The organism is Aquabacterium sp. (assembly GCF_044226965.1).
Classification (GTDB): Bacteria; Pseudomonadota; Gammaproteobacteria; order Burkholderiales; family Burkholderiaceae_C; genus Pseudaquabacterium.
Genome location: NZ_JBGAGA010000013.1, coordinates 19,432 through 43,943 on the forward strand (window position 1 = coordinate 19,432; position 24,512 = coordinate 43,943).

Annotated in this window: 25 protein-coding genes, 1 tRNA gene and 1 pseudogene; 20 read left to right on the top strand and 7 right to left on the bottom strand. The window is 68.6% G+C overall.

From position 1 onward, the window contains the following. Positions 1–27 precede the first annotated feature (27 nt). Positions 28–285 carry a 50S ribosomal protein L27 gene (rpmA, locus tag ACILR4_RS08155; RefSeq protein ID WP_395700345.1) on the bottom strand — a complete coding sequence of 86 codons (258 nt, stop codon included), beginning with the start codon at positions 283–285 and terminating at the stop codon, positions 28–30. A 23-nt stretch (positions 286–308) separates the two neighbouring features. Beyond that, positions 309–620 (bottom strand): 50S ribosomal protein L21, encoded by a 312-nt coding sequence (gene rplU, locus ACILR4_RS08160; protein ID WP_395700346.1) that lies wholly within the window; start codon positions 618–620, stop codon positions 309–311. Positions 621–845: 225 nt separating this feature from the next. Here rplU and ispB point away from each other — a divergent pair, with 225 nt between their 5' ends. The 11 genes from ispB (at position 846) to ACILR4_RS08215 (ending at position 11,555) form a co-directional block, all read left to right on the top strand. After that, positions 846–1,787, top strand: coding sequence for an octaprenyl diphosphate synthase (gene ispB, locus ACILR4_RS08165; protein ID WP_395700421.1), 942 nt, complete (start codon positions 846–848; stop codon positions 1,785–1,787). 55 nt (positions 1,788–1,842) lie between these two features. After that, positions 1,843–1,919 (top strand) — tRNA-Pro (locus ACILR4_RS08170). 189 nt (positions 1,920–2,108) lie between these two features. Beyond that, the gene (gene pilB, locus ACILR4_RS08175; RefSeq protein WP_395700347.1) at positions 2,109–3,824 is read left to right on the top strand and encodes a type IV-A pilus assembly ATPase PilB; all 1,716 of its coding nucleotides are present in this window, start codon (positions 2,109–2,111) and stop codon (positions 3,822–3,824) included. 49 nt (positions 3,825–3,873) lie between these two features. Continuing rightward, positions 3,874–5,094, top strand: coding sequence for a type II secretion system F family protein (locus ACILR4_RS08180; RefSeq protein ID WP_395700348.1), 1,221 nt, complete (start codon positions 3,874–3,876; stop codon positions 5,092–5,094). 6 nt (positions 5,095–5,100) lie between these two features. Beyond that, on the top strand, positions 5,101–6,033 hold the full coding sequence (locus ACILR4_RS08185; protein ID WP_395700349.1) for a prepilin peptidase: 933 nt from the start codon (positions 5,101–5,103) through the stop codon (positions 6,031–6,033). Continuing rightward, positions 6,030–6,665, top strand: coding sequence for a dephospho-CoA kinase (gene coaE, locus ACILR4_RS08190; RefSeq protein WP_395700350.1), 636 nt, complete (start codon positions 6,030–6,032; stop codon positions 6,663–6,665). Before ACILR4_RS08185 ends, coaE begins: the two co-directional genes overlap by 4 nt. 55 nt (positions 6,666–6,720) lie before the next feature. Continuing rightward, entirely contained in the window at positions 6,721–7,476 is a 756-nt protein-coding gene (gene zapD / locus ACILR4_RS08195; RefSeq protein WP_395700351.1) for a cell division protein ZapD, read from the top strand. Between the two features lie 7 nt (positions 7,477–7,483). Beyond that, complete coding sequence (locus tag ACILR4_RS08200) at positions 7,484–7,696, top strand: DNA gyrase inhibitor YacG (protein ID WP_395700352.1); 213 nt, start codon at positions 7,484–7,486, stop codon at positions 7,694–7,696. Positions 7,697–7,886: 190 nt separating this feature from the next. Next, positions 7,887–8,177: a co-chaperone GroES gene (gene groES / locus ACILR4_RS08205; RefSeq protein ID WP_009856121.1), complete on the top strand. Its 291-nt coding sequence runs from the start codon at positions 7,887–7,889 to the stop codon at positions 8,175–8,177. Between the two features lie 51 nt (positions 8,178–8,228). Next, positions 8,229–9,872 carry a chaperonin GroEL gene (gene groL / locus ACILR4_RS08210; RefSeq protein ID WP_395700353.1) on the top strand — a complete coding sequence of 548 codons (1,644 nt, stop codon included), beginning with the start codon at positions 8,229–8,231 and terminating at the stop codon, positions 9,870–9,872. Between the two features lie 132 nt (positions 9,873–10,004). Next, a complete protein-coding gene (locus tag ACILR4_RS08215) occupies positions 10,005–11,555 on the top strand; it encodes a DUF1631 family protein (RefSeq protein ID WP_395700354.1) in 1,551 nt (516 codons plus the stop codon). Between the two features lie 11 nt (positions 11,556–11,566). Here the strand turns inward: ACILR4_RS08215 and ACILR4_RS08220 are convergent, their stop codons facing one another. After that, positions 11,567–12,466 carry an alpha/beta hydrolase gene (locus ACILR4_RS08220; protein ID WP_395700355.1) on the bottom strand — a complete coding sequence of 300 codons (900 nt, stop codon included), beginning with the start codon at positions 12,464–12,466 and terminating at the stop codon, positions 11,567–11,569. Then, positions 12,439–13,122, bottom strand: a complete 684-nt coding sequence (yihA, locus tag ACILR4_RS08225) for a ribosome biogenesis GTP-binding protein YihA/YsxC (protein WP_395700356.1) — start codon at positions 13,120–13,122, stop codon at positions 12,439–12,441. Before yihA ends, ACILR4_RS08220 begins: the two co-directional genes overlap by 28 nt. A gap of 51 nt (positions 13,123–13,173) precedes the next feature. Between yihA and ACILR4_RS08230 the strand changes: the two genes are divergently transcribed. The 3 genes from ACILR4_RS08230 to ACILR4_RS08240 all read left to right on the top strand — a co-directional run bounded on the left by ACILR4_RS08230 (position 13,174) and on the right by ACILR4_RS08240 (position 15,608). Further along, positions 13,174–13,806, top strand: a complete 633-nt coding sequence (locus ACILR4_RS08230) for a c-type cytochrome (protein ID WP_395700357.1) — start codon at positions 13,174–13,176, stop codon at positions 13,804–13,806. Positions 13,807–13,930: 124 nt separating this feature from the next. Next, positions 13,931–14,911, top strand: coding sequence for a protein-methionine-sulfoxide reductase catalytic subunit MsrP (msrP, locus tag ACILR4_RS08235; protein ID WP_395700358.1), 981 nt, complete (start codon positions 13,931–13,933; stop codon positions 14,909–14,911). A gap of 22 nt (positions 14,912–14,933) precedes the next feature. Beyond that, entirely contained in the window at positions 14,934–15,608 is a 675-nt protein-coding gene (locus ACILR4_RS08240; protein WP_395700359.1) for a sulfite oxidase heme-binding subunit YedZ, read from the top strand. Here ACILR4_RS08240 and ACILR4_RS08245 read toward each other — a convergent pair. After that, positions 15,593–16,852 (bottom strand): annotated as a pseudogene (locus tag ACILR4_RS08245) (cytochrome P450); the annotation flags it as partial. The gene ACILR4_RS08240 and the pseudogene ACILR4_RS08245 overlap by 16 nt on opposite strands. A 103-nt stretch (positions 16,853–16,955) precedes the next feature. Here ACILR4_RS08245 and ACILR4_RS08250 point away from each other — a divergent pair. Both ACILR4_RS08250 and ACILR4_RS08255 read left to right on the top strand, forming a co-directional pair. After that, positions 16,956–17,813 (top strand): helix-turn-helix domain-containing protein, encoded by an 858-nt coding sequence (locus tag ACILR4_RS08250; RefSeq protein ID WP_395700360.1) that lies wholly within the window; start codon positions 16,956–16,958, stop codon positions 17,811–17,813. Positions 17,814–17,899: 86 nt separating this feature from the next. Continuing rightward, the gene (locus ACILR4_RS08255) at positions 17,900–18,523 is read left to right on the top strand and encodes a hypothetical protein (protein ID WP_395700361.1); all 624 of its coding nucleotides are present in this window, start codon (positions 17,900–17,902) and stop codon (positions 18,521–18,523) included. 6 nt (positions 18,524–18,529) lie between these two features. On the opposite strand, the gene ACILR4_RS08260 is transcribed toward ACILR4_RS08255, so the two are convergent. Both ACILR4_RS08260 and ACILR4_RS08265 read right to left on the bottom strand, forming a co-directional pair. Beyond that, positions 18,530–19,888, bottom strand: a complete 1,359-nt coding sequence (locus ACILR4_RS08260) for a histidine kinase dimerization/phospho-acceptor domain-containing protein (protein WP_395700362.1) — start codon at positions 19,886–19,888, stop codon at positions 18,530–18,532. After that, positions 19,885–20,565 (bottom strand): response regulator transcription factor, encoded by a 681-nt coding sequence (locus ACILR4_RS08265; RefSeq protein ID WP_395700363.1) that lies wholly within the window; start codon positions 20,563–20,565, stop codon positions 19,885–19,887. The genes ACILR4_RS08260 and ACILR4_RS08265 overlap by 4 nt, the downstream gene beginning before the upstream one ends. A gap of 69 nt (positions 20,566–20,634) precedes the next feature. Here ACILR4_RS08265 and ACILR4_RS08270 point away from each other — a divergent pair, with 69 nt between their 5' ends. From ACILR4_RS08270 to ACILR4_RS08285, 4 genes are all read left to right on the top strand, one after another. After that, entirely contained in the window at positions 20,635–21,354 is a 720-nt protein-coding gene (locus tag ACILR4_RS08270; RefSeq protein WP_395700364.1) for a phosphatase PAP2 family protein, read from the top strand. After that, positions 21,351–23,012 (top strand): phosphoethanolamine transferase, encoded by a 1,662-nt coding sequence (locus ACILR4_RS08275; protein ID WP_395700365.1) that lies wholly within the window; start codon positions 21,351–21,353, stop codon positions 23,010–23,012. Before ACILR4_RS08270 ends, ACILR4_RS08275 begins: the two co-directional genes overlap by 4 nt. A 56-nt stretch (positions 23,013–23,068) precedes the next feature. Beyond that, on the top strand, positions 23,069–23,308 hold the full coding sequence (locus ACILR4_RS08280) for a hypothetical protein (RefSeq protein ID WP_395700366.1): 240 nt from the start codon (positions 23,069–23,071) through the stop codon (positions 23,306–23,308). Positions 23,309–23,404: 96 nt separating this feature from the next. After that, entirely contained in the window at positions 23,405–24,508 is a 1,104-nt protein-coding gene (locus tag ACILR4_RS08285) for an acyltransferase family protein (protein WP_395700367.1), read from the top strand. Positions 24,509–24,512: the final 4 nt, after the last annotated feature.

Genomic DNA, 24,512 nt, shown 5'->3' on the forward strand with positions numbered 1-24,512 from the left:
CTTCGAACTCACCGCCTGACGAAGATGTCAGACCGGGGTGATGTTGACCGTCTGGCGGTTCAGCGCGCCTTTGACGCCGAAGCTGACCTGGCCATCGACCAGCGCAAACAGCGTGTGGTCCTTGCCCATACCGACGTTCACGCCGGCGTGGAACTTGGTTCCGCGCTGCCGCACGATGATCGAGCCTGCCGAGACCGTCTCACCGCCAAAGGCCTTGACGCCCAGCATCTTGGGTTGCGAATCGCGGCCATTGCGAGTCGAGCCGCCGCCCTTTTTCTGTGCCATGGTTCAGAACTCCTGGAGTGCGCTCAGACGCTGACGGCGCCGATCTGGATTTCGGTGTACGGCTGGCGGTGGCCACCGTGCCGCTGGTAGTGCTTGCGGCGACGCATCTTGAAGATGCGCACCTTGTCGTGCTTGCCATGTGCAACCACCGTGGCTTTCACGCTGGCGCCGGCCACCAAGGGAGTCCCGACCGTCAGGTCTGCGCCGTTGCCGACAGCCAGAACCTGGTCGATGGTGATCTCTTGGCCCACGTCCGCAGCAATCTGTTCTACTTTGATCTTTTCGCCGGCAGCAACCTTGTATTGCTTGCCACCGGTTTTTATGACCGCGTACATATGTGCCTCTTTTGCAAAGGGTGCGAATGACTTTGAAGCTCCCCCGAACCCCATGAGGCCGAAGGAACCGAAAATTCTAGCATGACCATCGGGACTTCCACCCGAGCCCGGCAATGGGCGCCGTGTCAGATGGCGCCAGATGGCCGCTCCCTATAATTTCCCGCTGACTTCAGCACCCGCAACGTGACCGATCTTTCTGCTCCTTCGCTGGCTGTCGCCGATCCGATGGCTGCCGAGATGCAGCAGGTCGACGAGGTCATCCGCCGCCGCCTGGCCTCCGAGGTGGCGCTGATCAACCAGATCTCCCACTACATCGTCAGCGCGGGCGGCAAGCGCATTCGGCCGCGGCTGGTGCTGCTGTTTGCCGCCGCCCTGGGCCATGAGGGGCCGGCGCGCTACGAACTGGCCGCCACGGTCGAGTTCATCCACACCGCAACGCTGCTGCATGACGACGTCGTCGACGAGTCTTCGTTGCGACGCGGCCGCCAGACAGCCAATGCCTTGTTCGGCAACGCCGCCAGCGTGCTGGTCGGCGATTTCCTGTACTCGCGGGCCTTCCAGATGATGGTCAGCGTCGAGCGCATGCGCGTGCTGGACGTGCTCGCCAACGCAACCAACGTCATTGCCGAAGGCGAAGTGCTGCAGCTGATGAACATGCACGATCCGGATATTTCGGTGGACGACTATCTGCGGGTCATCCGCTACAAGACGGCCAAGCTGTTCGAGGCCAGCGCACAGTTGGGGGCCGTCCTGGCCGATGCCAGCCCTGCCCTGGAGGAGGCCTGTGCCGACTATGGGCGCTCGCTGGGCACCGCCTTCCAGCTGGTGGACGACCTGCTGGACTACGAAGGCGACACGAGCGCGCTTGGCAAGAACGTCGGCGACGACCTGCGCGAGGGCAAGCCGACCCTTCCGCTGCTGCTGGCCATGCAACGGGGCAGCAGCGCCCAGCGCGAGATGATTCGCCACGCCATCGAGCACGGCGAGACCGAGCGCCTGCCGGAGGTGATCGCCGTCGTCCGCGAGACCGGCGCTCTGGCCGCCACGCGTGAGGCCGCGCGCGCCGAGGCGGACAAGGCCCGCCGATGCCTGCAAGCGCTGCCGGAATCAGAAGCCAAAAAAGCTCTGCTAGAATTATGTGTTCGGTCAGTCGAGAGATCGTCCTGATCGACAAGACGGCAGGTACCACGCGCTGATTTCAGCGTTGCACAACCTGCCACTTCGGGGTGTAGCTTAGCCTGGTAGAGCGCTACGTTCGGGACGTAGAGGCCGGAGGTTCGAATCCTCTCACCCCGACCAGTTTTCCTGGTCATCTTCCCTGGTTCCGATGTTGGCTGTCGGCAGCGCGTCGTTCATGCGAGGACGCGGTCGTGCAGCAGTAACCTTGCGTGAACTGGGCTCGGAAGGTACTGCTTCTTCGGTTTACAGTGCGCAAGGGATCGGTGATCATGCTCTGATCGCCACAGTCTCAGCCTGTCCGAAAGCCGCGTGGATACATTGGTCGATAGCCCTCAGTCGAGCCTCTCCGGCGTTGCCAGAGTGCTGGTGCACGCCGGCAAACTGAGCGCCAAGGCTGCCGAAGACCTGTCGAAGATCGCCGCGGAGCGCAAGATTGGCTTCGTCGCGTCGGTGATCGCCTCGGGGGCGGTCTCGGCTGCCGATCTGGCGCACACCTTGTCGTCCACGCTGTCGGTGCCGCTGGTTGACCTGAACGCCGTCGATGCCGAAAAGATGCCCAAGGGCATCATCGACAACAAGCTCACGCAGCAGTACCAGGTCGTCGCGCTGGCCAAGCGTGGTAGCCGGCTGTTCATCGGCGGGGCGGACCCCACCGACCAGGAGGCCGGCGAACGCATCAAGTTCGCGACCCAGTTGTCGCCGGAATGGGTGATCGTCGAGTACGACAAGCTCGCCCGCATGCTCGAGTCGCAGGGCGCCAGCGCCAACGAGACGCTCGAGAACATCGCAGGCAGCGACTTCGAGTTCGACGTCACCGAGGAAGACGCGACGGCCGAAACGACGGAGGTCGTGTCGGATGTGGAGGATGCGCCGGTCGTGCGCTTCCTGCAGAAGATGTTGATCGACGCAATCAACATGCGCGCGTCCGACCTGCATTTCGAGCCGTACGAGAGCATCTACCGCGTGCGCTTCCGGGTCGATGGCGAATTGCGCGAAATCACCCAGCCGCCGATCGCGATCAAGGAAAAGCTGGCCTCGCGCATCAAGGTCATCAGCCGACTCGACATCTCCGAGAAGCGGGTGCCGCAAGACGGCCGCATGAAGCTGAAGTTCGGCAGCAAGGCCATCGACTTCCGCATCTCGACGCTGCCGACGCTGTTTGGCGAGAAGATCGTGATCCGTATCCTGGATCCGTCCAGCGCCAGACTGGGGATCGAGGCCCTGGGCTACGAGAAGATCGAGAAAGAGCGCCTGCTGGCCGCCATCGTGCGGCCTTATGGCATGGTGCTGGTCACCGGCCCCACCGGCTCAGGCAAGACCGTCTCGCTGTACACCTGCCTGAACATCCTGAATCAGCCCGGCGTGAACATCTCGACCGTGGAGGACCCGGCTGAAATCAACCTGCCCGGGATCAACCAGGTCAACGTGAACGACAAGGCGGGGCTGAATTTCGCCGCCGCGCTGAAGTCCTTCCTGCGTCAGGATCCCGACATCATCATGGTCGGCGAAATCCGCGATCTGGAAACGGCCGACATCGCGATCAAGGCTGCACAGACCGGGCACATGGTGATGTCCACACTGCACACCAATGACGCACCGACCACTCTGACGCGCCTGGCCAACATGGGTGTCGCGCCCTTCAACATCGCGTCCAGCGTGATCCTGATCACGGCGCAGCGCCTCGTGCGGCGCTTGTGCGAGAACTGCAAGCAGCCGGCTGAATACCCGCGCGAGGCGATGCTGCGTGCAGGCTATCGGCCGGAAGACCTCGACGGCAGCTGGAAGCCCTATCGCGCGGTCGGCTGTTCGGCCTGCAATGCGGGCTACAAGGGCCGGGTCGGCATCTACCAGGTCATGCCGATCACAGAGGCGCAGCAACGCATCATCCTGGCCGAGGGCACCGCGATCGACATTGCCGAACAGGCCACCAAGGACGGTGTGCGCGATCTTCGTCAGTCGGGCCTGGTGAAGGTCCGCCTCGGGGCAACGTCGCTCGAGGAAGTGATCGCAGCCACCAATGAATGAGCGCCCGGCCCCAAGGTCTGGCGCGTGACATCCGAAAGCTGGAGTAGCCATGGCGACTGCACAAGCCGCAAGAAACATCAAGGAAATGGTGTTCGAGTGGGAAGGCCGCGACAAGAACGGCAAAGTGGTTCGCGGAGAAGTGCGCGCTGGCGGGGAAGCCGCCGTCAGCGCGAGCCTGCGTCGCCAAGGCATCCTGCTGACCAAGCTGAAGAAGCGCCGCACCACCGGCGGCCGCTCGGTCAAGCAGAAGGACATCGCGCTGTTCACACGCCAGTTGGCAACGATGATGAAGGCCGGTGTTCCGCTGCTGCAGTCCTTCGACATCGTGGCCCGTGGCGCAACGAATCCAAGGCTGACCCGGCTGCTCAATGAGATTCGTGCCGATGTGGAGACCGGCACCAGCCTGTCCGCCGCTTTCCGCAAGCACCCCATGCACTTCGACGGGCTCTACTGCAACCTGGTCGAGGCCGGCGAAGCCGGCGGTATTCTTGAAGCGCTGCTCGATCGCCTGGCCATCTACCAGGAAAAGACGCTGGCGCTGAAGAGCAAGATCAAGTCGGCGCTGATGTACCCGATCTCGGTGATCGTCGTCGCGTTCATCGTGCTGACGGTGATCATGATCAAGGTCATCCCGGCGTTCAAGGATGTGTTCAAGTCCTTTGGCGCCGACCTGCCCGCGCCGACCCTGTTCGTGATCGCGATGAGCGAGTTCTTCGTCTCCTACTGGTACATCATCTTCGGTGTGCTGATCGGCGGCAGCTACATGTTCTTCCAGACCTGGAAGCGATCGGCCAAGATGCAGATGGCGATGGACCGCCTGCTGCTGCGCATACCGGTCTTCGGATCGCTGATCAACAAGTCGGTGATCGCGCGCTGGACACGTACTTTGGCCACCATGTTCGCCGCGGGTGTCCCGCTGGTGGAAGCGCTGGATTCGGTGGGCGGCGCATCTGGCAACGCAGTCTATGCCGAGGCCACCCAGGCGATCCAGCGCGACGTCTCGACCGGGTCCGCCTTGACGACCGCCATGCAGTCGACCGGCGTGTTCCCGAACATGGTCCTGCAGATGACCGCCATCGGCGAGGAAGCCGGCTCGCTCGACCACATGCTGAGCAAGGCAGCCGAGTTCTACGAGGAAGAAGTCGACGACATGGTCAAGGGCCTGTCCAGCCTGATGGAGCCGTTCATCATCGTAATCCTGGGCGTGCTGATCGGTGGCATCGTGGTATCCATGTACCTGCCGATCTTCAAGCTCGGCGCGGTGGTCTGATCGCCCATGCAAGGCTTGGCGTGGGAGTGGCTGCTGTCGCCTCTGATCCTTGGCGTGCTGGGGCTCATGATCGGCAGCTTCCTGAACGTCGTGATCCATCGCAAACCCTTGCTGCTGGAACGCGAGTGGCTGGGCGACGCGGCTGCCTATCTGCAGGACGGCGCGGCGATGCAACGTGTGCTCGGCAAGGGCGCGAAACGCCTGTCGGAGCTTGCGGCGTTCGGCCAGTCATTGGCCGGTGAGGTCGAGAAGCTTCCGCCGCTGAGCCTCTCGCGCCCGCGATCACGCTGCCCGCAGTGCGGGCACGCCATTGCCTGGCATGAAAACATTCCCGTACTGAGCTGGCTTCGCCTGCGCGGCCGCTGCGCTGGCTGCGGCACCCGGATCTCGGCGCGCTACCCGATCATCGAATTGCTGACGGCGGCCCTGTTCGCGGCCGTGGCCTGGCGCTTCGGCACCAACCCGGCGACGTTGGTGTACTGCCTCGCGATGGCGCTGCTGGTGGCCGCGGCTTTCATCGACCTGGACACCACGTTGCTGCCCGACGACCTGACCTTGCCGATGATCGGGTTGGGCCTGGTCGCAGCGTGGCAGCAATGGATCCCGGTCTCGCTGCCGGATGCAGCGCTTGGCGCCTTCTTCGGCTACTTCTCGCTGTGGGCCGTTGCGCGACTGTACAAGCTCATCCGTCGCGTCGATGGCATGGCCGAGGGAGACTTCAAGCTGCTGGCGGGTTTGGGCGCCCTGCTCGGCTGGCAAGTGCTCGCCGCGATCATCCTCCTGTCGTCGGCCGTCGGCGCCTGCATCGGTGTGTTCATGATCGTGGCGCGCGGGCATGGCCGCAGCGTGCCAATCCCGTTCGGTCCCTACCTGGCCGGCGGCGGTGTCGCAGCGCTGTTCTATGGCCAGCAGCTCAGCCGCCTGTGGATGCCGGGATGAACGCAGTGCGCCGACGCTGGCGCGTCGGACTGACCGGCGGCATCGGCAGCGGCAAGAGCACGGTCGGCGGCATGCTGCAGGACCTGGGTGCCACTCTGGTGGACACCGATGCGATCGCGCACACGATCACCGCCGCCGGCGGCGCCGCCATGCCGGCACTGCGGGAGACGTTCGGCGACATGGTCGTCGGCCAGGATGGCGCACTTGATCGTGCGCAGATGCGCGCGCTGGTCTTTGCCAACCCGGACGCCAAGCGCCGGCTTGAAGCGATCCTGCATCCGCTGATCGGCCACATTGCGCAGCAGCAGGCCGAGGCGGCACCCGGCGTAGTGGTCTTCGACGTCCCGCTGCTCGCCGAATCCAGCGCGTGGCGCGCGCGATGCGACCGCCTGCTCGTCGTCGACTGCAGCGTTGCCGTCCAGATCGAACGCGTGGTCGCGCGCTCCGGCTGGGCCGAGTCGCAGGTGCGGCACGTCATCGCCCAGCAGGCTTCGCGCGAACGGCGCCGAGCCATTGCCGATGCGATGATCCACAACGAAGGGCTGTCACTCGCATCGCTGCAGTCACAGGTCGCGAACCTGTGGCAACACTGGCTGGGCGTGCCGCCACCCGAGCCGCCGCCGGGGCTGTGAAACAATCCCGCGACGTGGCCGGCCCTCCCGCCGCCGGCTGACAAGAAAGCGTCCCTTGGTTCTGTACGAGTACCCCTTCAACGAGAGCATCCGCACGATGCTGCGGCTGGAGCATCTTTTCGACCGGCTCGGACAGCTGATGCCGCGCGACGCCGCGGTGGACCACCACTTCGCGCTGGTCACGCTGTTCGAGATCATGGATGTCTCGGCCCGCGCCGACCTCAAGTCCGATCTGCTCAAGGAACTGGAGCGGCACAAGGCCCAGTTGATGGCCTACCGCGGCAGCCCGCAGGTTTCGCAGGCAGCGCTGGACCAGGTGATCGCCCGCATCGATCATGCATTCGACGGCCTGAACCACCAGGCCGGCAAGGCAGCACAGTCGCTGTCGAACAATGAATGGCTGATGAGCGTGCGCAGTCGGATCAGCATTCCCGGCGGCACCTGCGAATTCGACCTGCCCGCCTACTATGCGTGGCAGCAGAAGGACGGTGCCCAGCGTCGGGCCGACCTGAACAGCTGGGTGGCCGCGCTGGCGCCTCTGGCCGAGGCGCTGCAGGTGCTGTTGCAGTTGCTGCGCGATGCCGGCGCCCCGCACAAGGTGATGAGCACGGGCGGCCAGTACCAGCAAAGTCTCCCGCAGGGCCGCAGCTACCAGTTGCTGCGCATGCGCATCGACGAGACGACCGGCCTGATCCCGGAGATCACCGGCCACCGCCTGATGGTCTCCATCCGGCTGATGCGCTGCGAGCCCGACGGCCGCATGCGGCCGGCCAACGAAGACAGCGCCTTCGAACTGAGCCTGTGTTCCTGAGCGCGTCATGAGCATCCACCGCACGTCGCCACCTGACGGCGCACGCCAGGTGCCTTGCCCCACCTGCGGGCAGCCGTCGCGATTCGCGCCCGAGAACCCCTGGCGCCCGTTCTGCAGCGAGCGCTGCCGAAGCGTCGACTTCGGCGCCTGGGCCAGCGAGCGCTACCGGGTCGCGGCGCCCCCCGGGCCGGACGACGCGCCGGACGGCAGCGCGCACTGACCGGCGATTGCTGCGCCCCCCCTTGAAGCGCTCCGCCGCGTCCCTATAATCCGTCTGCTAGCACTCGACAGGCTTGAGTGCTAACAAGCCTGGCAGCCTAAGGCAGCCAAGCGATCCCAAACATGCGAATAGGCGCTCACTTACCGAGCGCCTGCCTGTTTCAGCTGACTGCGACATCAAAGGAGATGTGATGAAACTTCGTCCGTTGCACGATCGAGTGATCGTCAAGCGCCTGGAAAACGAAACCAAGACCGCCTCGGGCATCGTGATCCCCGACAACGCCGCCGAGAAGCCCGACCAGGGTGAAGTGCTGGCCGTCGGCCCCGGCAAGCGCAACGACAAAGGCGATTTCGTCGCCCTGAACATCAAGGTTGGCGACCGCGTGCTGTTCGGCAAGTACAGCGGCCAGACCGTCAAGGTCGATGGCGACGAACTGCTGGTGATGCGCGAGGAAGACCTCTTCGCCGTCGTCGAGAAGTAATCCGACCCCGGCATTCCGCTACCCCCTTACCGATTCCTGGAGAGAAACAACATGGCAGCAAAAGACGTTGTCTTCGGCGCTGACGCGCGCCACCGCATGGTCGAAGGCGTGAACATCCTGGCCAACGCGGTCAAGGTCACGCTGGGCCCCAAGGGCCGCAACGTGGTGCTCGAGCGCTCGTTCGGCGCCCCCACCGTCACCAAGGACGGTGTCTCGGTCGCCAAGGAAATCGAGCTGAAGGACAAGCTCCAGAACATGGGCGCGCAGATGGTCAAGGAAGTCGCTTCCAAGACCAGCGACAACGCCGGTGACGGCACCACCACGGCCACCGTGCTGGCCCAGTCGATCGTCCGCGAAGGCATGAAGTTCGTGGCCGCCGGCATGAACCCGATGGACCTGAAGCGCGGCATCGACAAGGCCGTGACGGCCCTGGTCGAAGAGCTGAGGAAGGCTTCGAAGCCCACCACCACCAGCAAGGAAATCAGCCAGGTTGGCGCGATCTCCGCCAACAGCGACGAGTCGATCGGCAAGATCATCGCCGACGCGATGGACAAGGTCGGCAAGGAAGGCGTGATCACGGTCGAGGACGGCAAGAGCCTGAACAACGAGCTGGATGTCGTCGAAGGCATGCAGTTCGACCGCGGCTACCTGTCGCCGTACTTCATCAACAACCCGGACAAGCAGGTCGCGCTGCTGGACAACCCCTTCGTGCTGCTGTTCGACAAGAAGATCAGCAACATCCGTGACCTGCTGCCCACGCTGGAGCAGGTTGCCAAGGCCGGTCGTCCGCTGCTGATCATCGCCGAGGAAGTCGAAGGCGAAGCGCTGGCCACGTTGGTGGTCAACACCATCCGCGGCATCCTGAAGGTCGTCGCCGTCAAGGCCCCGGGCTTCGGTGACCGTCGCAAGGCCATGCTCGAAGACATCGCCATCCTGACCGGCGGCAAGGTCATCGCCGAGGAAGTCGGCCTGACGCTCGAGAAGGTCACGCTGGCCGACCTGGGCCAGGCCAAGCGCGTCGAAGTGGCCAAGGAAAACACCACGATCATCGACGGCAACGGTGCCGCAGCCGACATCGAAGCGCGCGTCAAGCAGATCCGCGTGCAGATCGAGGAAGCCACCAGCGACTACGACCGCGAGAAGCTGCAAGAGCGCGTGGCCAAGCTGGCCGGCGGCGTGGCTGTCATCAAGGTCGGTGCCGCCACCGAAGTCGAGATGAAGGAAAAGAAGGCGCGTGTCGAAGACGCGCTGCACGCCACCCGTGCGGCCGTTGAAGAAGGCATCGTGGCCGGCGGCGGCGTGGCGCTGCTGCGTGCCCGTGCTGCCGTTGGCGCGATCAAGGGCGACAACCCCGACCAGGACGCCGGCATCAAGATCGTGCTGCGCGCGATCGAACAGCCGCTGCGCGAGATCGTGGCCAACGCCGGTGGCGAGCCCAGCGTCGTGATCAACAAGGTGCTGGAAGGCAAGGGCAACTTCGGTTTCAATGCCGCCAACGACACCTATGGCGACATGATCGAGATGGGCATCCTGGATCCGACCAAGGTGACCCGCACCGCGCTGCAGAACGCCGCGTCGGTGGCCTCGCTGATGCTGACGACCGAGTGCATGGTCGCCGAAGCGCCGAAGGAAGAAGCTCCCGCCATGCCTGGCGGCGGCATGGGTGGCATGGGCGGCATGGGCATGGACATGTAAGTCCGGGCTGACGCTCCACTTGCCGGGCAGGCCTGCCGCCTGCCCTGACGGGCCACCTTCGGGTGGCCCGTTTCACTTGATGGCATCGGCAGCAACGATCGATTGATAATGCCGGCAAAGCCGTACCTGCCGATGAACCGTCGTCCGACCCTGCAAGACTTCGTTGAAGACGAGATGCTGCGCGCGCCGCTGCTGTTCGACCAGGTGGTCGATGCGGTCCAGGAACAGTGGCGACAGGCACTGGGGCCGCATGCGCGGCACACCGCGGGTGAAGCTGCCCGCACGCTGCAATTGAACCGCGGCGACCTGGTGAACCGCGCGGTTCGTTCGCTGCGCACCCACGTGCAAGGCGAAGTCAGCGGGCGTGCCGCGGGCGCGATGCCTGCCGCGCCCGCGGCGCCGGCCGCACCTGCCCGACTCGAGCTGGCACTGATCGATGAAGACGCGGTGAATTCCGACATCGAGGTTTCGCGCGCCGTCGAGCGCATCAAGTCGATGGCAGAGTTCGAGTTGCGCGAGCTGCAGGCCTTCACCTCGGCGCTGATCGGCGATTTCAACGTCGCACGCGACAGCAACCCGTTCCGCCCCGAGGCCTACGTGCGGGCGCTGTGGGACGGCGTGCAGGTGCTGCCGATGAGCCGCTCGGCCCAGGCCGCCTTCCTGCACGATGCGGCCGATCCGCTGGCGCGCACCTTGCGCCAGTCCTATGCCGGCGCCTGCACCCGGCTGGAAGACCAGGGCGTGGAGCCTGCGGTCCACCGCACGATCGTCGTCACGCCGACGCTGCGGGGCGCCGGCATCGGGGCCCTGGTCGATGGCGGGCCGATCACCGTCGCGCAATCGCTGCAGGAACTTCGCGACAGCCTGCCGATGCCCCTGGACGAACTCCCCCCAGGTCCTGCTGCCGCGCCAGGCCCGCGGGTGGACCAGCAGCTGATCGAGCTGCTGTCCCGCCTGTTCGACGCCATCCAGTCCGACCGGGCCGTGCCGCCCGACTGCGTGCCCCTGCTGCTGCGCCTGCAGCCCACGGCCTTGCGCCTCGCGGTGCAGGACACCTCGATGCTGGACGACTACGACCACCCCATCTGGCGCTTCATGGACCGGCTGGCGTTCCTGTTGACCACCGTGCAGGTGGCCGAACTCGAGCGCTGCCTCCATTTCGCGCGCCAGCTCGTGGATCACCTGGTCGCCGACGGCGCGGCCGACAGCGCCCGTTTCGAGTGGGCGATCGGCCGCATCGCGGCCTTCGAGCGTCACAGCTTCGACCGCGCGGTGCTGGTGGCGCAACCGGAGATCACCCAGCTCCAGCTGCCTGTCGACGAGACCAGCGAGCCGATCGACATCGGCACGCTTGACACCGTGCCGGCCGAGCTGATGCCCGAAGACAGCCCGCCGCACACGGCTTCCGCACCGCCGGCGGCCCTGTTGAGCCTGCAGCCCGGCGGCTATCTGCGCGCCTACCTGCAAAGCGAGTGGCGCTTGCTGCAGCTGCTGTGGGTGGACCGAACCGGCGCGAGCTGGCTGCTGCGCGACGCCAGCGCGGCCCGCCACTGGGCGCTGCGTCTGCGCGCGATCGAGCGGCTGTTCGAGGCCCAGCTGGCCGACGTGCTGACACCACGCTCGCTGGTGCGCAGCGCCGCCGGCCGCGTGCTGCGCGCGATGCACCCGGCGCCGGCGCGCTGACCGCGCGCGGGCTACCCGCCGGCCGCGTCTGCCAGCGCCGCGCGAATCGCCGCCACCACCAGGTCCGGCCGCTCGTGCACGATCCAGTGCGACGCGCCCGCCACCTGCTGCACCTGGACCCGCGGCACCCAATGCGCCAGCCCCTCCAGCAGCGCAGGCAGCAGCGCATGGTCCTCCAGGCCCCAGAGCACGCGCGTCGGCACGCTGACCTCGACCACCGACGGCGGCAGCTGCAGCGCCAGCAGGCTGCGGTCTTCCGGCGTCGGCGGGCGCAGCGGCGACGCGCGGTAGTAGTTCAGCGCGCCCTCCAGGCCGCAGGCCCAGACTTCCCGATAGCGCTGGCGCATGGCCGGCGTCAGCCACGCCGCCGGGCCGAAGCGTGACAGCGTGCGGAACAGCGGCTCGAAATCGTTGGCCGCCAGGCGGGCAGCCGCCTCCGGCCTGACCAGCTCGTTCATGTACGCACTGGCGGCCTGCTGGGCCGGGTTGTGCTGCAGCTCGCGCAGGAAGGCCCCCGGATGCGGCGAATTCAGGATCACCAGCTGCCGCAGCAGTTGCGGCTTCAGCGCGGCCAGGTTCCAGGCCACGCCCCCACCCCAGTCGTGGGCCACCAGCACGTCGATCGGCGCGCCGAGCTGCTCGATCAACGCCGCCAGGTCGGCCACCAGGTGCTTTGCGCGATAGGCCTCCAGGCCCGCCGGCGCGCTGGAGTGTTCGTAGCCCCGCAGGTTGGGCGCCACGCAGCGCGCCTGCGGCGCCAGCGCGGCCATCACCTCGTCCCAGACGAAGGCGGCCTCGGGGAAGCCGTGCAGCAGCAGCACGCGTTGGCGTGCATCGCGCGCGCCGGCCCCGCGGCAGGACAGCTCGATGCCGTGCGGCAGGGTCAGGCGGAAGGTGTCGATGGCGTCCATGCGCGCAGCGTACAGGCCGCGTCGCCCAGGCCCTGTCGCGTAAGTGCCGAAAACAGCGTGATGCCGATGTCCGAATGTTCGGTGGCGATCTCGCCCAGCACCTTCTGCGCCTGCTGCAGCGAACGGGCCGCCTCGTTGCGGCTGAGCTTGTCGGCCTTGGTCAGCAGGACCAGCAGCTTGACCTCGCCGACGCCCACCCGCGGCATCACGAACTCCAGCAGCTGCCGGTCCAGCGCCGTGAAGCCATGGCGCGCGTCGACCATCATCACCACGCCGGCCAGCGCATGACGGTTGCGCAGGTAGTCGGCCATCACCTGCTGCCAACGCAGCTTGGCATCGCGGGCCACCGCGGCGTAGCCGTAGCCCGGCAGATCGGCCCAGCGCGCATCCGGCGCATCGGCCGGACCCAGCTCGAACAGGTTGATGTGCTGGGTGCGCCCGGGCGTCTTCGACGCAAAGGCCAGCCGCCGCTGCTGCGCCAGCAGGTTGATCGCGGTGGACTTGCCGGCATTGCTGCGACCCACGAACGCCGTCTCCGGCAGGCCGGGCGGCGGCAGCTGGTTGAGCTGACTGGCGGTGGTCAGGAAACGGGCGCTCTGGGTCCATGCCAGGGCGGCGCGTTGTTCCGGCGTGGGCTCGGCGGGGGTATCGTGCATGGAGCATTGTAAAATCGTCGGGTTTGCCCAAAACCCCAAGGTCCCTCCGACATGAAGTCGCTGCTTGCCCTGACGCTGCTGGCCGCCGTGGTTGCTCTCCCGGCATCGCCCACCCTCGCTGCCGAAACCCATGCGGCCGCGGCCAAGCCCGATCTGGCCAAGGGGCAGGCGATCTCCGGGCAGGTCTGTGGTGCCTGCCACACGGCGGATGGTTCGCGCGGCAGTTCCGCCAACCCGATCCTCGCCGGCCAGCACGCCGATTACCTGTTCAAGCAACTCGATGAGTTCAAGGCCGGCAAGCGCAAGAACGCGGTGATGAACGGCATGGCCGCACCGCTGTCGCCGGAGGACATGAAGAATGTCGCGGCGTTCTACGCCAGCAAGCAGGCCAAGCCCGGCTTCTCCAAGAACAAGCAGATCGTGCAACTGGGCGAGAAGATCTACCGGGGTGGCATTGCATCCAAGCAGGTGCCCGCCTGCGCCGGCTGCCACAGCCCCAACGGCGCCGGCATCCCGGCGCAGTACCCGCGCCTGGCCGGCCAGCATTCCGACTACACCGAGGCGCAGCTGAACGCCTTCCGCAGCGGGGCGCGCGCCAATTCGCCGCAGATGATGGCCATTGCCAGCAAGCTCAGCGACAACGAGATCAAGGCGGTGGCCGACTACATGGCCGGCCTGCGCTGAACGGCGCCCCGATCCCGAAGCAAAGGCCGGTCGCTGACCGGCCTTTTTGTTGGTGCCGACTGCGGAACGCTGTAAGGCCTGCCAGAGTCCGACCGACTACCCGGCAGCAAGGAGTAACCCCCACATGCGTTCCGACCGGCACGGCTTCGTGCACCCGACTTCCTCCGACATCACACCGCGTGCCGCCTACGAAGGTCGCCGCCGCTGGCTGCAGCAGGTGGCCGCCGGTGCGCTCGGCAGCACCTTGGCGGCCTGGGCCGCACGCGATGCACTGGCCCAGGACAAGCTGGCTGCTCTGCCCGGCACCCGCAGCACGGTGCCCGGCGCGATCCTGATGGACAAGCCCACTCCCCGGGCCGATGCCACCTCGTACAACAACTTCTACGAGTTCGGCACCGACAAGTCCGACCCGGCGCGCAATGCGCACACACTGAAGACCCGGCCCTGGACCGTCGCGGTCGAGGGCGAGGTCCGCAAACCCAAGGTCTTCGACCTCGACGAACTGCTCAAGCTCAGCCCGATGGAAGAGCGCATCTACCGGCTGCGCTGCGTCGAAGGCTGGTCGATGGTGATCCCCTGGGTCGGCTATTCGATGGCCGAGCTCATCAAGCGGGTCGAGCCCACCGGCAATGCGAAGTTCGTCGAGTTCGTGACCTTGGCCGATCCCAAGACCATGCCCTACGTCGGCTCGCGCGTGCTCGACTGGCCGTATGTCGAAGGCCTGCGGCTGGACGAGGCCCAGCATCCGCTGACCCTGCTGGCCTTCGGCATGTACGGCGAGGTGCTGCCGAACCAGAACGGCGCGCCGGTGCGGCTGGTCGTGCCCTGGAAATACGGCTTCAAGAGCGCGAAGTCGATCGTCAAGATCCGCTTCGTCGAGAAGATGCCGCGTACCGCCTGGGTCAAGGCCGCCGCGCAGGAATACGGCTTCTATTCGAACGTCAACCCGCATGTCGACCACCCGCGCTGGAGCCAGGCCACCGAGCGACCGATCGGTGAAGGCGGGGGCATCTTCGCCAAGCGCAAGCCCACGCTGATGTTCAATGGCTACGAAGCCCAGGTGGGCCAGCTCTATGCCGGGCTGGACCTGGCAAAGAACTACTGAACACACGGCCAAGCGCACACCGATGAACAAGCTGCTGCTGCACCCGGCCGCCAAGCCCCTGCTGTTCCTGCTGGGCCTGGCGCCCTTCGCCCACCTTGCCTGGGGCGCATTCGCCGACGCGCTGGGCCCGAACCCGGCCGAGGCGCTGATCCGCGGCAGCGGCGACTGGGTGCTGCGGCTGCTGTGCATCACGCTGGCGGTGACGCCGCTGCGCGAGCTCAGCGGCTGGAGCGCGCTGGCGCGCTTTCGCCGCATGGCGGGGCTGTATGCCTTCTTCTACGGTGCCGTTCACTTCCTGTGTTATGCGTGGCTGGACATGAGCCTGGTGCTCGAGGACATCCTGCGCGACATCGCCAAGCGCCCGTTCATCCTGGTCGGCACGCTGGCGCTGCTGCTGATGGCGCCGCTGGCCGCCACCTCGTTCAACCGTGCGATCAAGGCGCTCGGCGCGGCGCGCTGGAAGACGCTGCACAAGCTGGTCTACGGCATCGTGCTGCTGGGCCTGCTGCACTTCTTCTGGATGCGCGCGGCCAAGCACAACTTCGGCGAATGGTCGGTCTATGCGCTGCTGGTCGCCGCGATGCTGGGCTGGCGCCTGCGCAACTGGAGCCGCAGGGGCTCGGCCGGCCGCAGGGTGACGTTCAGCACCGCCCGCGGGGGCGCCATGCCCGGCATGGCGGACAGCTCGAACCGCTGAAGCAGCAGCGCCGCCACCAGCGTCATCTCGGTGCTGGCGAACAGGCTGCCGATGCACACCCGCGGACCGGTGCCGAAGGGCAGGTAGGCGCCACGCGGCAGGTCCGGCGCGCCGGGGCCGAATCGCTCGGGCAGGAAGCGCTCGGGCTCGGGGAACCAGCGCGCGTCGTGGTGCAGCACCCAGGGCGTGATGCGCAGCATCGCCCCCTTGGGCAAGGGCCAGCCGCCGATCGTCACCGGTTCGATCGCGCGCCGCGTCATCAGGCCGGCGGCCGGCGGGTACAGCCGCATCGCCTCCTTCAAGGTCTGACCCAGATACGGCAGGGCGGCCACGTCGTCGTGTCCCGGCGCGCGGCCACCGAGCACGCGCTGCAGCTCGTCCGCCACGCGCTGCTGGCACGCAGGATGAGCGGCCATCAGCCAGCTCCACCAGGTCAGCGCGGTGGCGCTGGTCTCGTGCCCCGCCTGGAAGATGGTGACGCACTGGTCGCGCACCTCGCGCTCGCTCAGCCGCACGTCGCCATCGCGTGCCGCGAGCAGGTGCGCCAGGATGTCGTCGTGCCCGGCCGCGGCGCCCTGCTGCTGCCGCTGCCGGATGTGCCGCCACACCAGGCCGTCCTGCAGCCGCAGCGCGCGCCGCTTCGCGGCCTTGCCCGGCAGCGGCAGCCAGTCGGGCAGGGTCCAGGGCCTGAACATCTCGCGCATCGCCACGCGCGACAGCGTCTGCACCGAAGCGCCCACCGCGCGCGCATCGGCCGCCGATGTACTGCTGAACAGCGTGTGCATGATCACGTCCATCGTCAGCCCGGTGAACCAGTGCTCGATGTCCACCGGCTGGACGTCCATCTCTGGCGGCAGCGCGTCCAGCGCCCGCTGCGTGGCCGCCACCATCGTCGCGGCATAGCCGGCCACGCGGCGCGCCGCGAACACCGGTTGCAGCAGCCGGCGCTGGCGCTGCCAGGTCTCGCCCTCGGTGGTCAGCACGCTGCGACCCATCGACTGCGCGAACACCTCGATGCCGCGCTCCCAGCGGATGAAGCTGCCCGCCTTGTCGACCAGCACCTCGCGCACCAGGTCCGGCGCGAACACGTCGTAGGTGCGCTCGAAGCCCAGGCGCATGCGTACCAGGTCGCCATGGCGGCGCTGCAGGTCCTGCGTGAAGCCGAGGTAGTCGGCGGCCATGCGCCGCAGCAGCGGCAGGCCGAACCAGGCCGTGTCCGGGCCGGGGGGTGCGAAGGTCGTCATCGAAGCTCAGGCGGTGGTCGGGTACACGTCCGGCAGCGTAGGGCTGCGCCGGCGCGGTGTCTTGAACGAATCCGACACCTGCGCGTTGGCGACAATGCGGGCCGTGCCGACCTCCGCGCATCTCGATCTGCCGCCCGCCGCGCTGTCGCGTTGCGTGCGCGCCGTCTTTCGCCGCAGCACGCTGGGCGCCGCACTGCCGGCGGAGCAGCGCTTCAACCACTTTCCCGCCTCGCCGCTGTGCGGGCTGACCTGGTTCCTCAGCGGCAGCGGGATTGCCCTCGACCCCGAGCAGCCGCCGGCGGTCCTGCCGCCCGTCGGCCGGCCGCTGCCGCCCATCGTCTTCGGCGGGCCGCAGCGCGGACCCACGCTGTGCTGGAACCCGGGCGAGGTGCACAGCTTCACGCTGCTGCTGATGCCTGATGCGCTGGCCGCGATGGCCGGCGTGAACCCCGAGCAGTGGGTCGACCGCGTCGTCGACGCGCACGAGGTGCTAGCGCCTGAATGGCACGGCCTGCTGCAGCAGGTGCAGCAGGCGCCGGACGACGCGGCGCGGCTGGCCCTGGTGTGGCAGGCCTTCGGTGCGCGCTGGGCCGCCAGCCAGGAACCGGGCGGCGGTGGCCTGCTGCGCTATGCCGACTGGGCCCGCCACCTGGCCCTGCGGGCAGCCGGCTCGCGCCTGGGCCGCAGCACGCGCCAGGCCGAGCGCCGGCTCAAGGCCTGGGCCGGCCAGCCGCTGCGCGGGCTGCTCGGCATCGGCCGCGCCGAGCAATCGTTCCTGCTGGTGCGCGCGGCCCATGCCGCAGGCCATGTCGACTGGGCCGATGTCGCGTCCATTGCGGGTTATTCCGACCAGGCCCACCTGTGCCGCGAGACGCGCCGCTTCACCGGCTTCAGCCCGCGGGAGTTGCGCCTGCGCATCGCGCGGGACGAAGCCTTCTGGGTCTACCGCCTGTGGCAGTAGCCGGTGCGTCGGCCGTGAAGCCCGTCACGAAGGCCCCCCGGGGATGCGGGGAAGCCAGCGCCGGGCACGCGGCCTAGCATCCGTTCATGAAAGTTTCGCCTCGTCCCGCCGCCCCGTTGCCGATCGACCGCGCCGACCCCGGCCTGCCCGACGGCTTCGCCCGCGAGGCGCTGAGCCTGGCGATGCGCTCGCTGGACCTGGCCGAGCGCCTGCAGCAGCCCAACAGCATGAGCCTGGCGCTGGCCCAGGTGGCGCGCAGCCTGAAGGCGCTGGGTGCCTTCGGACCGGCCGAGACCTACCTCGGCCAGGCCCTGCGCTGGGCCGGCCTGCTGCCCGGCAGCGATGCCCGGGTCGACCTGATCTGCGAACTTGCCGAGGTGTGCTGTGCCGCGGCCGAGGCCGAGCAGGCCACCCACGAAGACGATCGCCATGCCGGCCGTGCCGAACGCGAGCGCGCCCGCGACCATGCGTTCGAGGCCGCCGGCCTGGCCGGCCAGACCGCCGACGCACACTGGGAGGTGAAGGTGCTGCTGCGCGTGAGCGACGTGCTCGACCGCTGCGGCGACCACGAGGATGCCGCCTCGATGCAGAACCGCGCGATCAGCCTGATGGGCCTGTGCCCGGACGGCGACGCGCTGCCGCCCCAGGAAGCCGCCGCCACGCCCGAGCCGGGCTGGCTGCTGGCGCCGGGCTCGACGCTGCTGATGTGAGCCCGGCTAGGGCAGGCTGATGCGGTAGCAGGTGCTGAATCCGGCCGGCGCAGGCCGCTGCTCGAACCGGCCGCCGTGCACCGCGGCCACCTTGTCGATCACCCGATGGCCCAGCCCCAGGCCCAACGCATGCCGGGCGGCCGCCCCCTGGGCCGCTGGCGCCGGCGCGGGCTTCTGCGCGGCCAGGGCTCCGTCGTCGCAGACCTGCAGCCAGCGCTCGCCGGCGTCCAGCTGCACCGCGATCGAGGTGCCCGGCGGCGTGTGCGCCAGCGCGTTGTCGATCAGGTTGCGCAAGGCCAGCTCCATCAGCACCGGATGCCCGGACAGGCCCCAGCTGGGCGGGGCCTCGACCACCAGTTCGTGGCGGGCGTCCAGCGCCGCCTGCGCGTACTCGGCCACCACGCGGCGCGCCAGCGCGGCCAGGTCGAAGGGCTGCGCCGCCTCGGCCAGCTCGGTGCGGCTGGCGCGCGCCAGCGTCAGCAGCTGGCCCAGCAGCTGGCCCGCGCGCAGGGCGTCCTGCTCGATGCGCTGCAGCGACTGCTGGCGCTCGGCCTCATCGGCCGTCTTGCCGCGCAGCAGGCGCGCATGCAGGCTCAGCGAGGCCAGCGGCGTGCGCAGCTCGTGCGCCAGTTCGCTGGCCAGCTGCTGCTCGCGCGCCAGGGCGGCGTGGTAGCGCGCCACCAGCGTGTCGATGGCCCGGACCACGGCTTCGAACTCCTGGTGCCGCAGCCGTGGCTGCAGTGGCGCGGCGCGCTGCACGTCCAGCGCCAGCACCTCGGCCGACAGCGCATCGAGCGGCCGCAGGCCGCGCCGGATCGCCAGTCCCAGCACCAAGGCCACCACCGGCAGGCCCCACAGGCCCGGCTCGGCCACCTGGGTGCCGATGTCCCAGGCCAGGTCGTCCCGCTCGGCCACGCTCAGCAGCACCATCACGCGCCGGTCATGCGCCGGCGCACGCCAGCGGGCGAAGCTGCGCCAGGGCACGGCCGGCGTGCCCAGCTCGAGGGTGGCAAAGCCCTCGGCGATGGCAAAGGGTGGCAGCGGCGCATCGCCGGTGCGGCTGATCAGGTGGCCACCGGCGTCCCACACCACGACGCTGAGCGACTGCTGGTAGTCGTGTGCGCGCAGGTTGTCGCCGTCGCTGGTGGGAATCACCCGGCGTGGATCGGCGAAGTCGTTGGTCGCCTCGCTCAGCAGCAGCGCAGCCACGCTGGCGAGGTGGCCGTCGGTCAGCTCGTCGGCCTCATGCTGGCCGGTGCGGAAGCCCACCACCACGAAGCCCAGCCACAGGGCGGCCAGCGCGCCCAGCGCCCAGGCCAGCAGGTGGCCCGACAGCGTGCGCTGCCCTGCAGCCAGGGCACTCATGCCTCGGCCGGCACGAAGTAGCCGACGCCGCGCAGCGTGCGAATCACCTCGTCGCCGAGCTTGCGCCGCAGGTAGTGCACGTGCACCTCGATGGCGTTGCTGCCCGGGCCGCCGTTCCATTCGTACAGCCGCTCCTCCAGCTGCTGGCGCGACAGCACGCGCGGCCGCACCTCGGCCAGCGCCAGCAGCAGCGACCATTCGCGCGCGGAGAGCTCCACCGGCACCCCGGCGCGGGTGACGCTGCGGGTGGCGGGATCGATGCGGATGTCGCCGATCTGCAGCTGCGGCTGGGCGCGGCCGGCTGCGCGCCGGCGCACCGCCCGCATGCGCGCGGCCAGCTCGTCGCTGTCGAAGGGCTTGGCCACGTAGTCGTCGGCCCCCATGTCGAGCGCCGCGATGCGCGAGGCCACCTCGTCCCGCGCGGTCATGATCAGGATCGGCGTGTGCGGGTCGGGCAGCCGACCGCCGCCCTGGCGCCGCACCCGCTGCAGCAGCGTGCTGCCGTCGCCGTCGGGCAGGCCCAGGTCCAGCAGCACCAGGTCGAAGGCCTCGGCCTGCAGCGCCGCCCAGGCGGCTGCCAGCGTGCCGGCCAGGTCCACCACGCAGCCGTGCTGGCGCAGGTGCGCGCGCAGGCCCTGGGCAATGCCTTCGTCGTCTTCGACCACCAACACTCGCATGGCCTGCATTGTGCGGGTGCCGGGCCAGGTTAAGAGTGGCTTAAGCAGGCGGGCCTAGGGTGGGCGCCGATGCAAGAGAACCATAAGAGAGACCGCGTCGTCGTTGGACTGAACCTCGCGCTGCCGCTGGCCCTGGCCGCCTGCGAACTGGGCCACCTGGACATGCCGCTGGCGCGCCTGTTCGGCGGCCCGGCCGGCTTTGCACTGCGCGAGCACTGGATGCTGGCCGAGGTGCTGCATGGCGGCGGCCGCGTGCTGTCGTGGACGCTGGCGCTCGGGCTGTGCCTGGGCGTGTGGTGGCCGTTCGGCTGGCTGCGCCGGCTGGCACTGTCGCAACGGCTGCAACTGGCGGTGGGCACCCTGGCGGCGGTGATCACGGTGTCGCTGGTGAAGAACCACAACGGCACCAGCTGCCCCTGGGACCTGACCGACTTTGGCGGCCTGATCCCGCCTGCCTCCCACTGGCTGGGTTTCCTCACGCCGGACGGCGGCAGCGGCCGCTGCTTCCCGGCCGGCCATGCGTCGGCCGGCTTCGCCTTCGTGGCCGGCTATTTCGCGTTCCGCCATGCCGATCCCGTGCTGGCCCGCCGCTGGCTGGCCGCGGCCCTGCTGGCCGGGTTCGTGCTGGGCATGGGCCAGCAGCTACGAGGGGCTCACTTCATGAGCCATACTTTGTGGTCCGCTGCACTGTGCTGGTGGGCCGCCCTGGCGCTGGATGCGCTGTGGCGCCCGCTCCAGCGGCTGCAGCAAGGCCTTTCCCCGTACCAGGGCAATCCCCGACTGCCATGACCCGGTTCTTCCCGACGCGCCGGCCGGCCGACGGCCCGCGCGGCGGCGCGCATCCCGCCCGATCGATCCTGTACTCCAGCCTGTGGATGGCCAGCGCCGGCAACCTGGCCCTGGGCCAGGCGCTGCACCGGGCGCAGCTGCTCGACGGCTGGCGCGGCGCCGGCTTCGCCCTCGGCTTCGCGCTGGCGATTGCCGCGGTGATGGCGCTGCTGCTGTCGCTGGTGGCCTGGCGCGTCACCTACAAGCCGGTGCTCACCGCGCTGCTGCTGGCCACGGCCTTTGGCGCCTATTTCATGCTGAGCTACGGCGTGGTGATCGACAGCACGATGATGATCAACGTGCTGCAGACGGACCTGCGCGAAACCCGCGACCTGCTGAGCCTGCGCATGCTGCTGACCGTGCTGCTGCTGGCCGGCCTGCCGATCTGGCTGCTGTGGCGGCGGCCCATCGCGTGGCCGCACTGGTCGCGGCAGCTGCGCAACAACCTGCTCGGCGTCGTCGCTGCACTGGCGGTGCTGGCGGCCGCGCTGCTGGCCATCTTCCAGCCGCTGGCCGCCAGCATGCGCAACCACCATGAGCTGCGCTACCTGGTGAACCCGCTGAACTCGCTGTACGCGCTGGGGCAGTTGGTGGCACCGGCGCGCCGCGGCGGACCCCGCACGCTGCAGCCGCTGGGCCAGGACGCCACCCTGGCGAATGCCGCACCGGCACGCCCGCCGCTGCTGCTGCTGGTGCTGGGCGAAACCGCACGGGCCGATCACTTCACGCTCAACGGCTATGCCCGGCCCACCACGCCCGAGCTCGGCACGCTGGAGGTCTTCAGCCAGCGCCAGGCCTTCTCCTGCGGCACCAGCACCGCTGCCTCGGTGCCCTGCATGTTCTCGCACCTCGGCCGCGAGGCCTACGGGCAGCGCGCGCAGGACCACGAGACGCTGGTCGACGTGCTGCAGCACGCAGGCCTCGCGGTGCTGTGGCTGGACAACCAGGCCGGCTGCAAGGGCGTGTGCGACCGCGTGCCCAACGTCAACACCAGCGCGCTGAAGCATCCCGTGCTGTGCCCCGACGGCGAATGCTTCGACGAGATCCTGCTCGACGGCCTGGACCAGCGCATCGCCGCCCTGCCGGCCGAGCGGCGCGCCCGCGGCATCGTGCTGGTGTGGCACCAGATGGGCAGCCACGGCCCGGCCTATCACCTGCGCTCGCCGGCCGCCTTCAAGCGCTTCCAGCCCGAATGCCGCAGCGCCGCGCTGCAGGACTGCCAGCGCGAGGAGGTGGTGAATGCCTACGACAACAGCATCGCCTACACCGACCACCTGCTGGCCGGCGCGATCCGCTGGCTCGAAGGCCAGGCCGCCGGGCACGACACCGCGCTGCTGTACGTCTCCGACCACGGCGAATCACTGGGCGAGAACAACCTCTACCTGCACGGCCTGCCCTACGCCATTGCGCCCGATGCACAGAAGCATGTGCCCTGGATCGGATGGTTCTCCCCGGGCTTCCGCCAGAGCACCGGGCTGGACGCCGCCTGCCTGCGGCAGGGCCAGGACCTGCCGCTGTCGCACGACCAGTACTTCCATTCGGTGCTCGGGCTGATGGGCGTTCAGACCAGCGCCTACCGCGCCGACTGGGACTTCTACCGCCGCTGCCGCAAGCCTTGAGGAGCCCGGCTGGTGCACACTGGCCGCCTGGTCCACGACCCCACGGAGCGGTCACCATGCAAGCACCGGCCCGGTACCTCGTGATCATCGACTCCGACGGTGCCAGCACCGCGATGCTGTTCAACGCCCAGCGCCAGCGCGTCGCCGATTTCGACGCCGGCACCGAGGAGATCGCGGTGATGACCACCGGCCTCAGCCCGACGCGCAGCGCCGCCAACCCCGAATGGGACCGGGCGCTCGCCGGCAGCACGGCGGCGGCGCGTGCGGCGGCCGAGGTCTATGAGCTGGACGTGTGAGACCGCCTGAGGCGGCCTCCTGCCGCCGAATGGCCCGCCGGCCATCCGGCCCGGCCAGCGCCGCCACCTGACCTGCGCCCCCAACAGCATGCGTTGGTGAGCCGACGCAAGGCGGACCGGGACCCTGCGTGCCACTGTGCAGCAGGTTCCGGTCCCCCTCGACAACTGCTCGCCTTCATGACGCAGGCCCCTGCGACACCGTTCATCAACGCCCTGCACGGCTTGCGCGGACTCCTCGCGCTCTGGGTCGTCCTGTACCACGCCAGCCCCGGCCTGGCCCTGGTGAGGCATGGCTACGTGGCCGTGGACGGCTTCTTCATCCTGAGCGGCTTCGTGCTCATGCGGGCGCACGCTTCGGAGCTGTCCCCGTCCAGCATCGGCGATGCCGCGCGCTTCCTTCGGCTGCGCTGGTGGCGCACCTACCCTCTTTACGCTGCCTGCCTGGTGCTGACGCTGCCCTTCTTCGCCACGGCATCGCTGCCGTCCGGTGCCGAGGTGCTGGCCGCCCTGCTGCTGCTGGAGGGTTGGGCCCTGCCCGGGCTCGGCATCAACGCCCCGGTGTGGTCGCTGGGTGTCGAGTGGTGCGGATACCTCGCGTTTCCCCTGCTGGCCTGGTGCATCGCCGGCCTGAGCCGCCCGACGGCCGTGAAGTGGATCGTCTTCGCCGCCGTGGCCGAGATCCTGCTGATGGTCGCCGTGCTCGAGGCTTCGCTGGGCGACTTCGTGGGCTGGCCGGCGCTGACGCGGATGTTCGGGGGCTTCAGTTGCGGCTGCCTGCTCAGCGTCGTGCACCAGCGAGCCGGCAGCACCGCGGGCGGGCCGCGGCAGGACGCCTGGCTGCTGGCAGCCTGCGTCGCCGCACTGCTCGTCCTGTGGACGCTGCCCGCGGCCTACGTGCTGCCGGCCCTGGTGCTGGTCGTCCACTTCACGGCGCAGCCCGGCCCTGTCACCCGCCGCGCGCTGGGCGGCGCCACCGGGATGTTCCTCGGGCGCATCTCGTTCGCGCTGTACCTGTCGCACTTCCTCGTGCTGAAAGTGGCGATGGCGGCCCAGCCAGCCGTCATCGACCTGCTGGGCGCACCGGGCATCGGACGCGCTTTTTGCACGCTAGGCGGCCTGCTGGCGTCCGTCGGCATGGCGACCTTGCTCTGCGTGCTTGTCGAGGAGCCCGCACGGCGCTACGGGCGGCGCTACGCGTGAGTCC

What these genes read in the sequence shown, in the direction of transcription:
- ACILR4_RS08260 (WP_395700362.1), bottom strand. Translation starts at nt 19,888, where the DNA reads ATGAGTGCCCTGGCTGCAGGGCAGCGCACGCTGTCGGGCCACCTGCTG.
- yihA (WP_395700356.1), bottom strand. Translation starts at nt 13,122, where the DNA reads ATGCACGATACCCCCGCCGAGCCCACGCCGGAACAACGCGCCGCCCTG.
- ACILR4_RS08265 (WP_395700363.1), bottom strand. Translation starts at nt 20,565, where the DNA reads ATGCGAGTGTTGGTGGTCGAAGACGACGAAGGCATTGCCCAGGGCCTG.
- ACILR4_RS08275 (WP_395700365.1), top strand. Translation starts at nt 21,351, where the DNA reads ATGACCCGGTTCTTCCCGACGCGCCGGCCGGCCGACGGCCCGCGCGGC.
- ACILR4_RS08220 (WP_395700355.1), bottom strand. Translation starts at nt 12,466, where the DNA reads ATGGACGCCATCGACACCTTCCGCCTGACCCTGCCGCACGGCATCGAG.
- ACILR4_RS08200 (WP_395700352.1), top strand. Translation starts at nt 7,484, where the DNA reads ATGAGCATCCACCGCACGTCGCCACCTGACGGCGCACGCCAGGTGCCT.
- rplU (WP_395700346.1), bottom strand. Translation starts at nt 620, where the DNA reads ATGTACGCGGTCATAAAAACCGGTGGCAAGCAATACAAGGTTGCTGCC.
- ACILR4_RS08270 (WP_395700364.1), top strand. Translation starts at nt 20,635, where the DNA reads ATGCAAGAGAACCATAAGAGAGACCGCGTCGTCGTTGGACTGAACCTC.
- rpmA (WP_395700345.1), bottom strand. Translation starts at nt 285, where the DNA reads ATGGCACAGAAAAAGGGCGGCGGCTCGACTCGCAATGGCCGCGATTCG.
- ACILR4_RS08215 (WP_395700354.1), top strand. Translation starts at nt 10,005, where the DNA reads ATGAACCGTCGTCCGACCCTGCAAGACTTCGTTGAAGACGAGATGCTG.
- ACILR4_RS08185 (WP_395700349.1), top strand. Translation starts at nt 5,101, where the DNA reads ATGCAAGGCTTGGCGTGGGAGTGGCTGCTGTCGCCTCTGATCCTTGGC.
- ACILR4_RS08230 (WP_395700357.1), top strand. Translation starts at nt 13,174, where the DNA reads ATGAAGTCGCTGCTTGCCCTGACGCTGCTGGCCGCCGTGGTTGCTCTC.
- msrP (WP_395700358.1), top strand. Translation starts at nt 13,931, where the DNA reads ATGCGTTCCGACCGGCACGGCTTCGTGCACCCGACTTCCTCCGACATC.
- ACILR4_RS08180 (WP_395700348.1), top strand. Translation starts at nt 3,874, where the DNA reads ATGGCGACTGCACAAGCCGCAAGAAACATCAAGGAAATGGTGTTCGAG.
- ACILR4_RS08280 (WP_395700366.1), top strand. Translation starts at nt 23,069, where the DNA reads ATGCAAGCACCGGCCCGGTACCTCGTGATCATCGACTCCGACGGTGCC.
- coaE (WP_395700350.1), top strand. Translation starts at nt 6,030, where the DNA reads ATGAACGCAGTGCGCCGACGCTGGCGCGTCGGACTGACCGGCGGCATC.
- ACILR4_RS08255 (WP_395700361.1), top strand. Translation starts at nt 17,900, where the DNA reads ATGAAAGTTTCGCCTCGTCCCGCCGCCCCGTTGCCGATCGACCGCGCC.
- groL (WP_395700353.1), top strand. Translation starts at nt 8,229, where the DNA reads ATGGCAGCAAAAGACGTTGTCTTCGGCGCTGACGCGCGCCACCGCATG.
- ispB (WP_395700421.1), top strand. Translation starts at nt 846, where the DNA reads ATGGCTGCCGAGATGCAGCAGGTCGACGAGGTCATCCGCCGCCGCCTG.
- groES (WP_009856121.1), top strand. Translation starts at nt 7,887, where the DNA reads ATGAAACTTCGTCCGTTGCACGATCGAGTGATCGTCAAGCGCCTGGAA.
- ACILR4_RS08240 (WP_395700359.1), top strand. Translation starts at nt 14,934, where the DNA reads ATGAACAAGCTGCTGCTGCACCCGGCCGCCAAGCCCCTGCTGTTCCTG.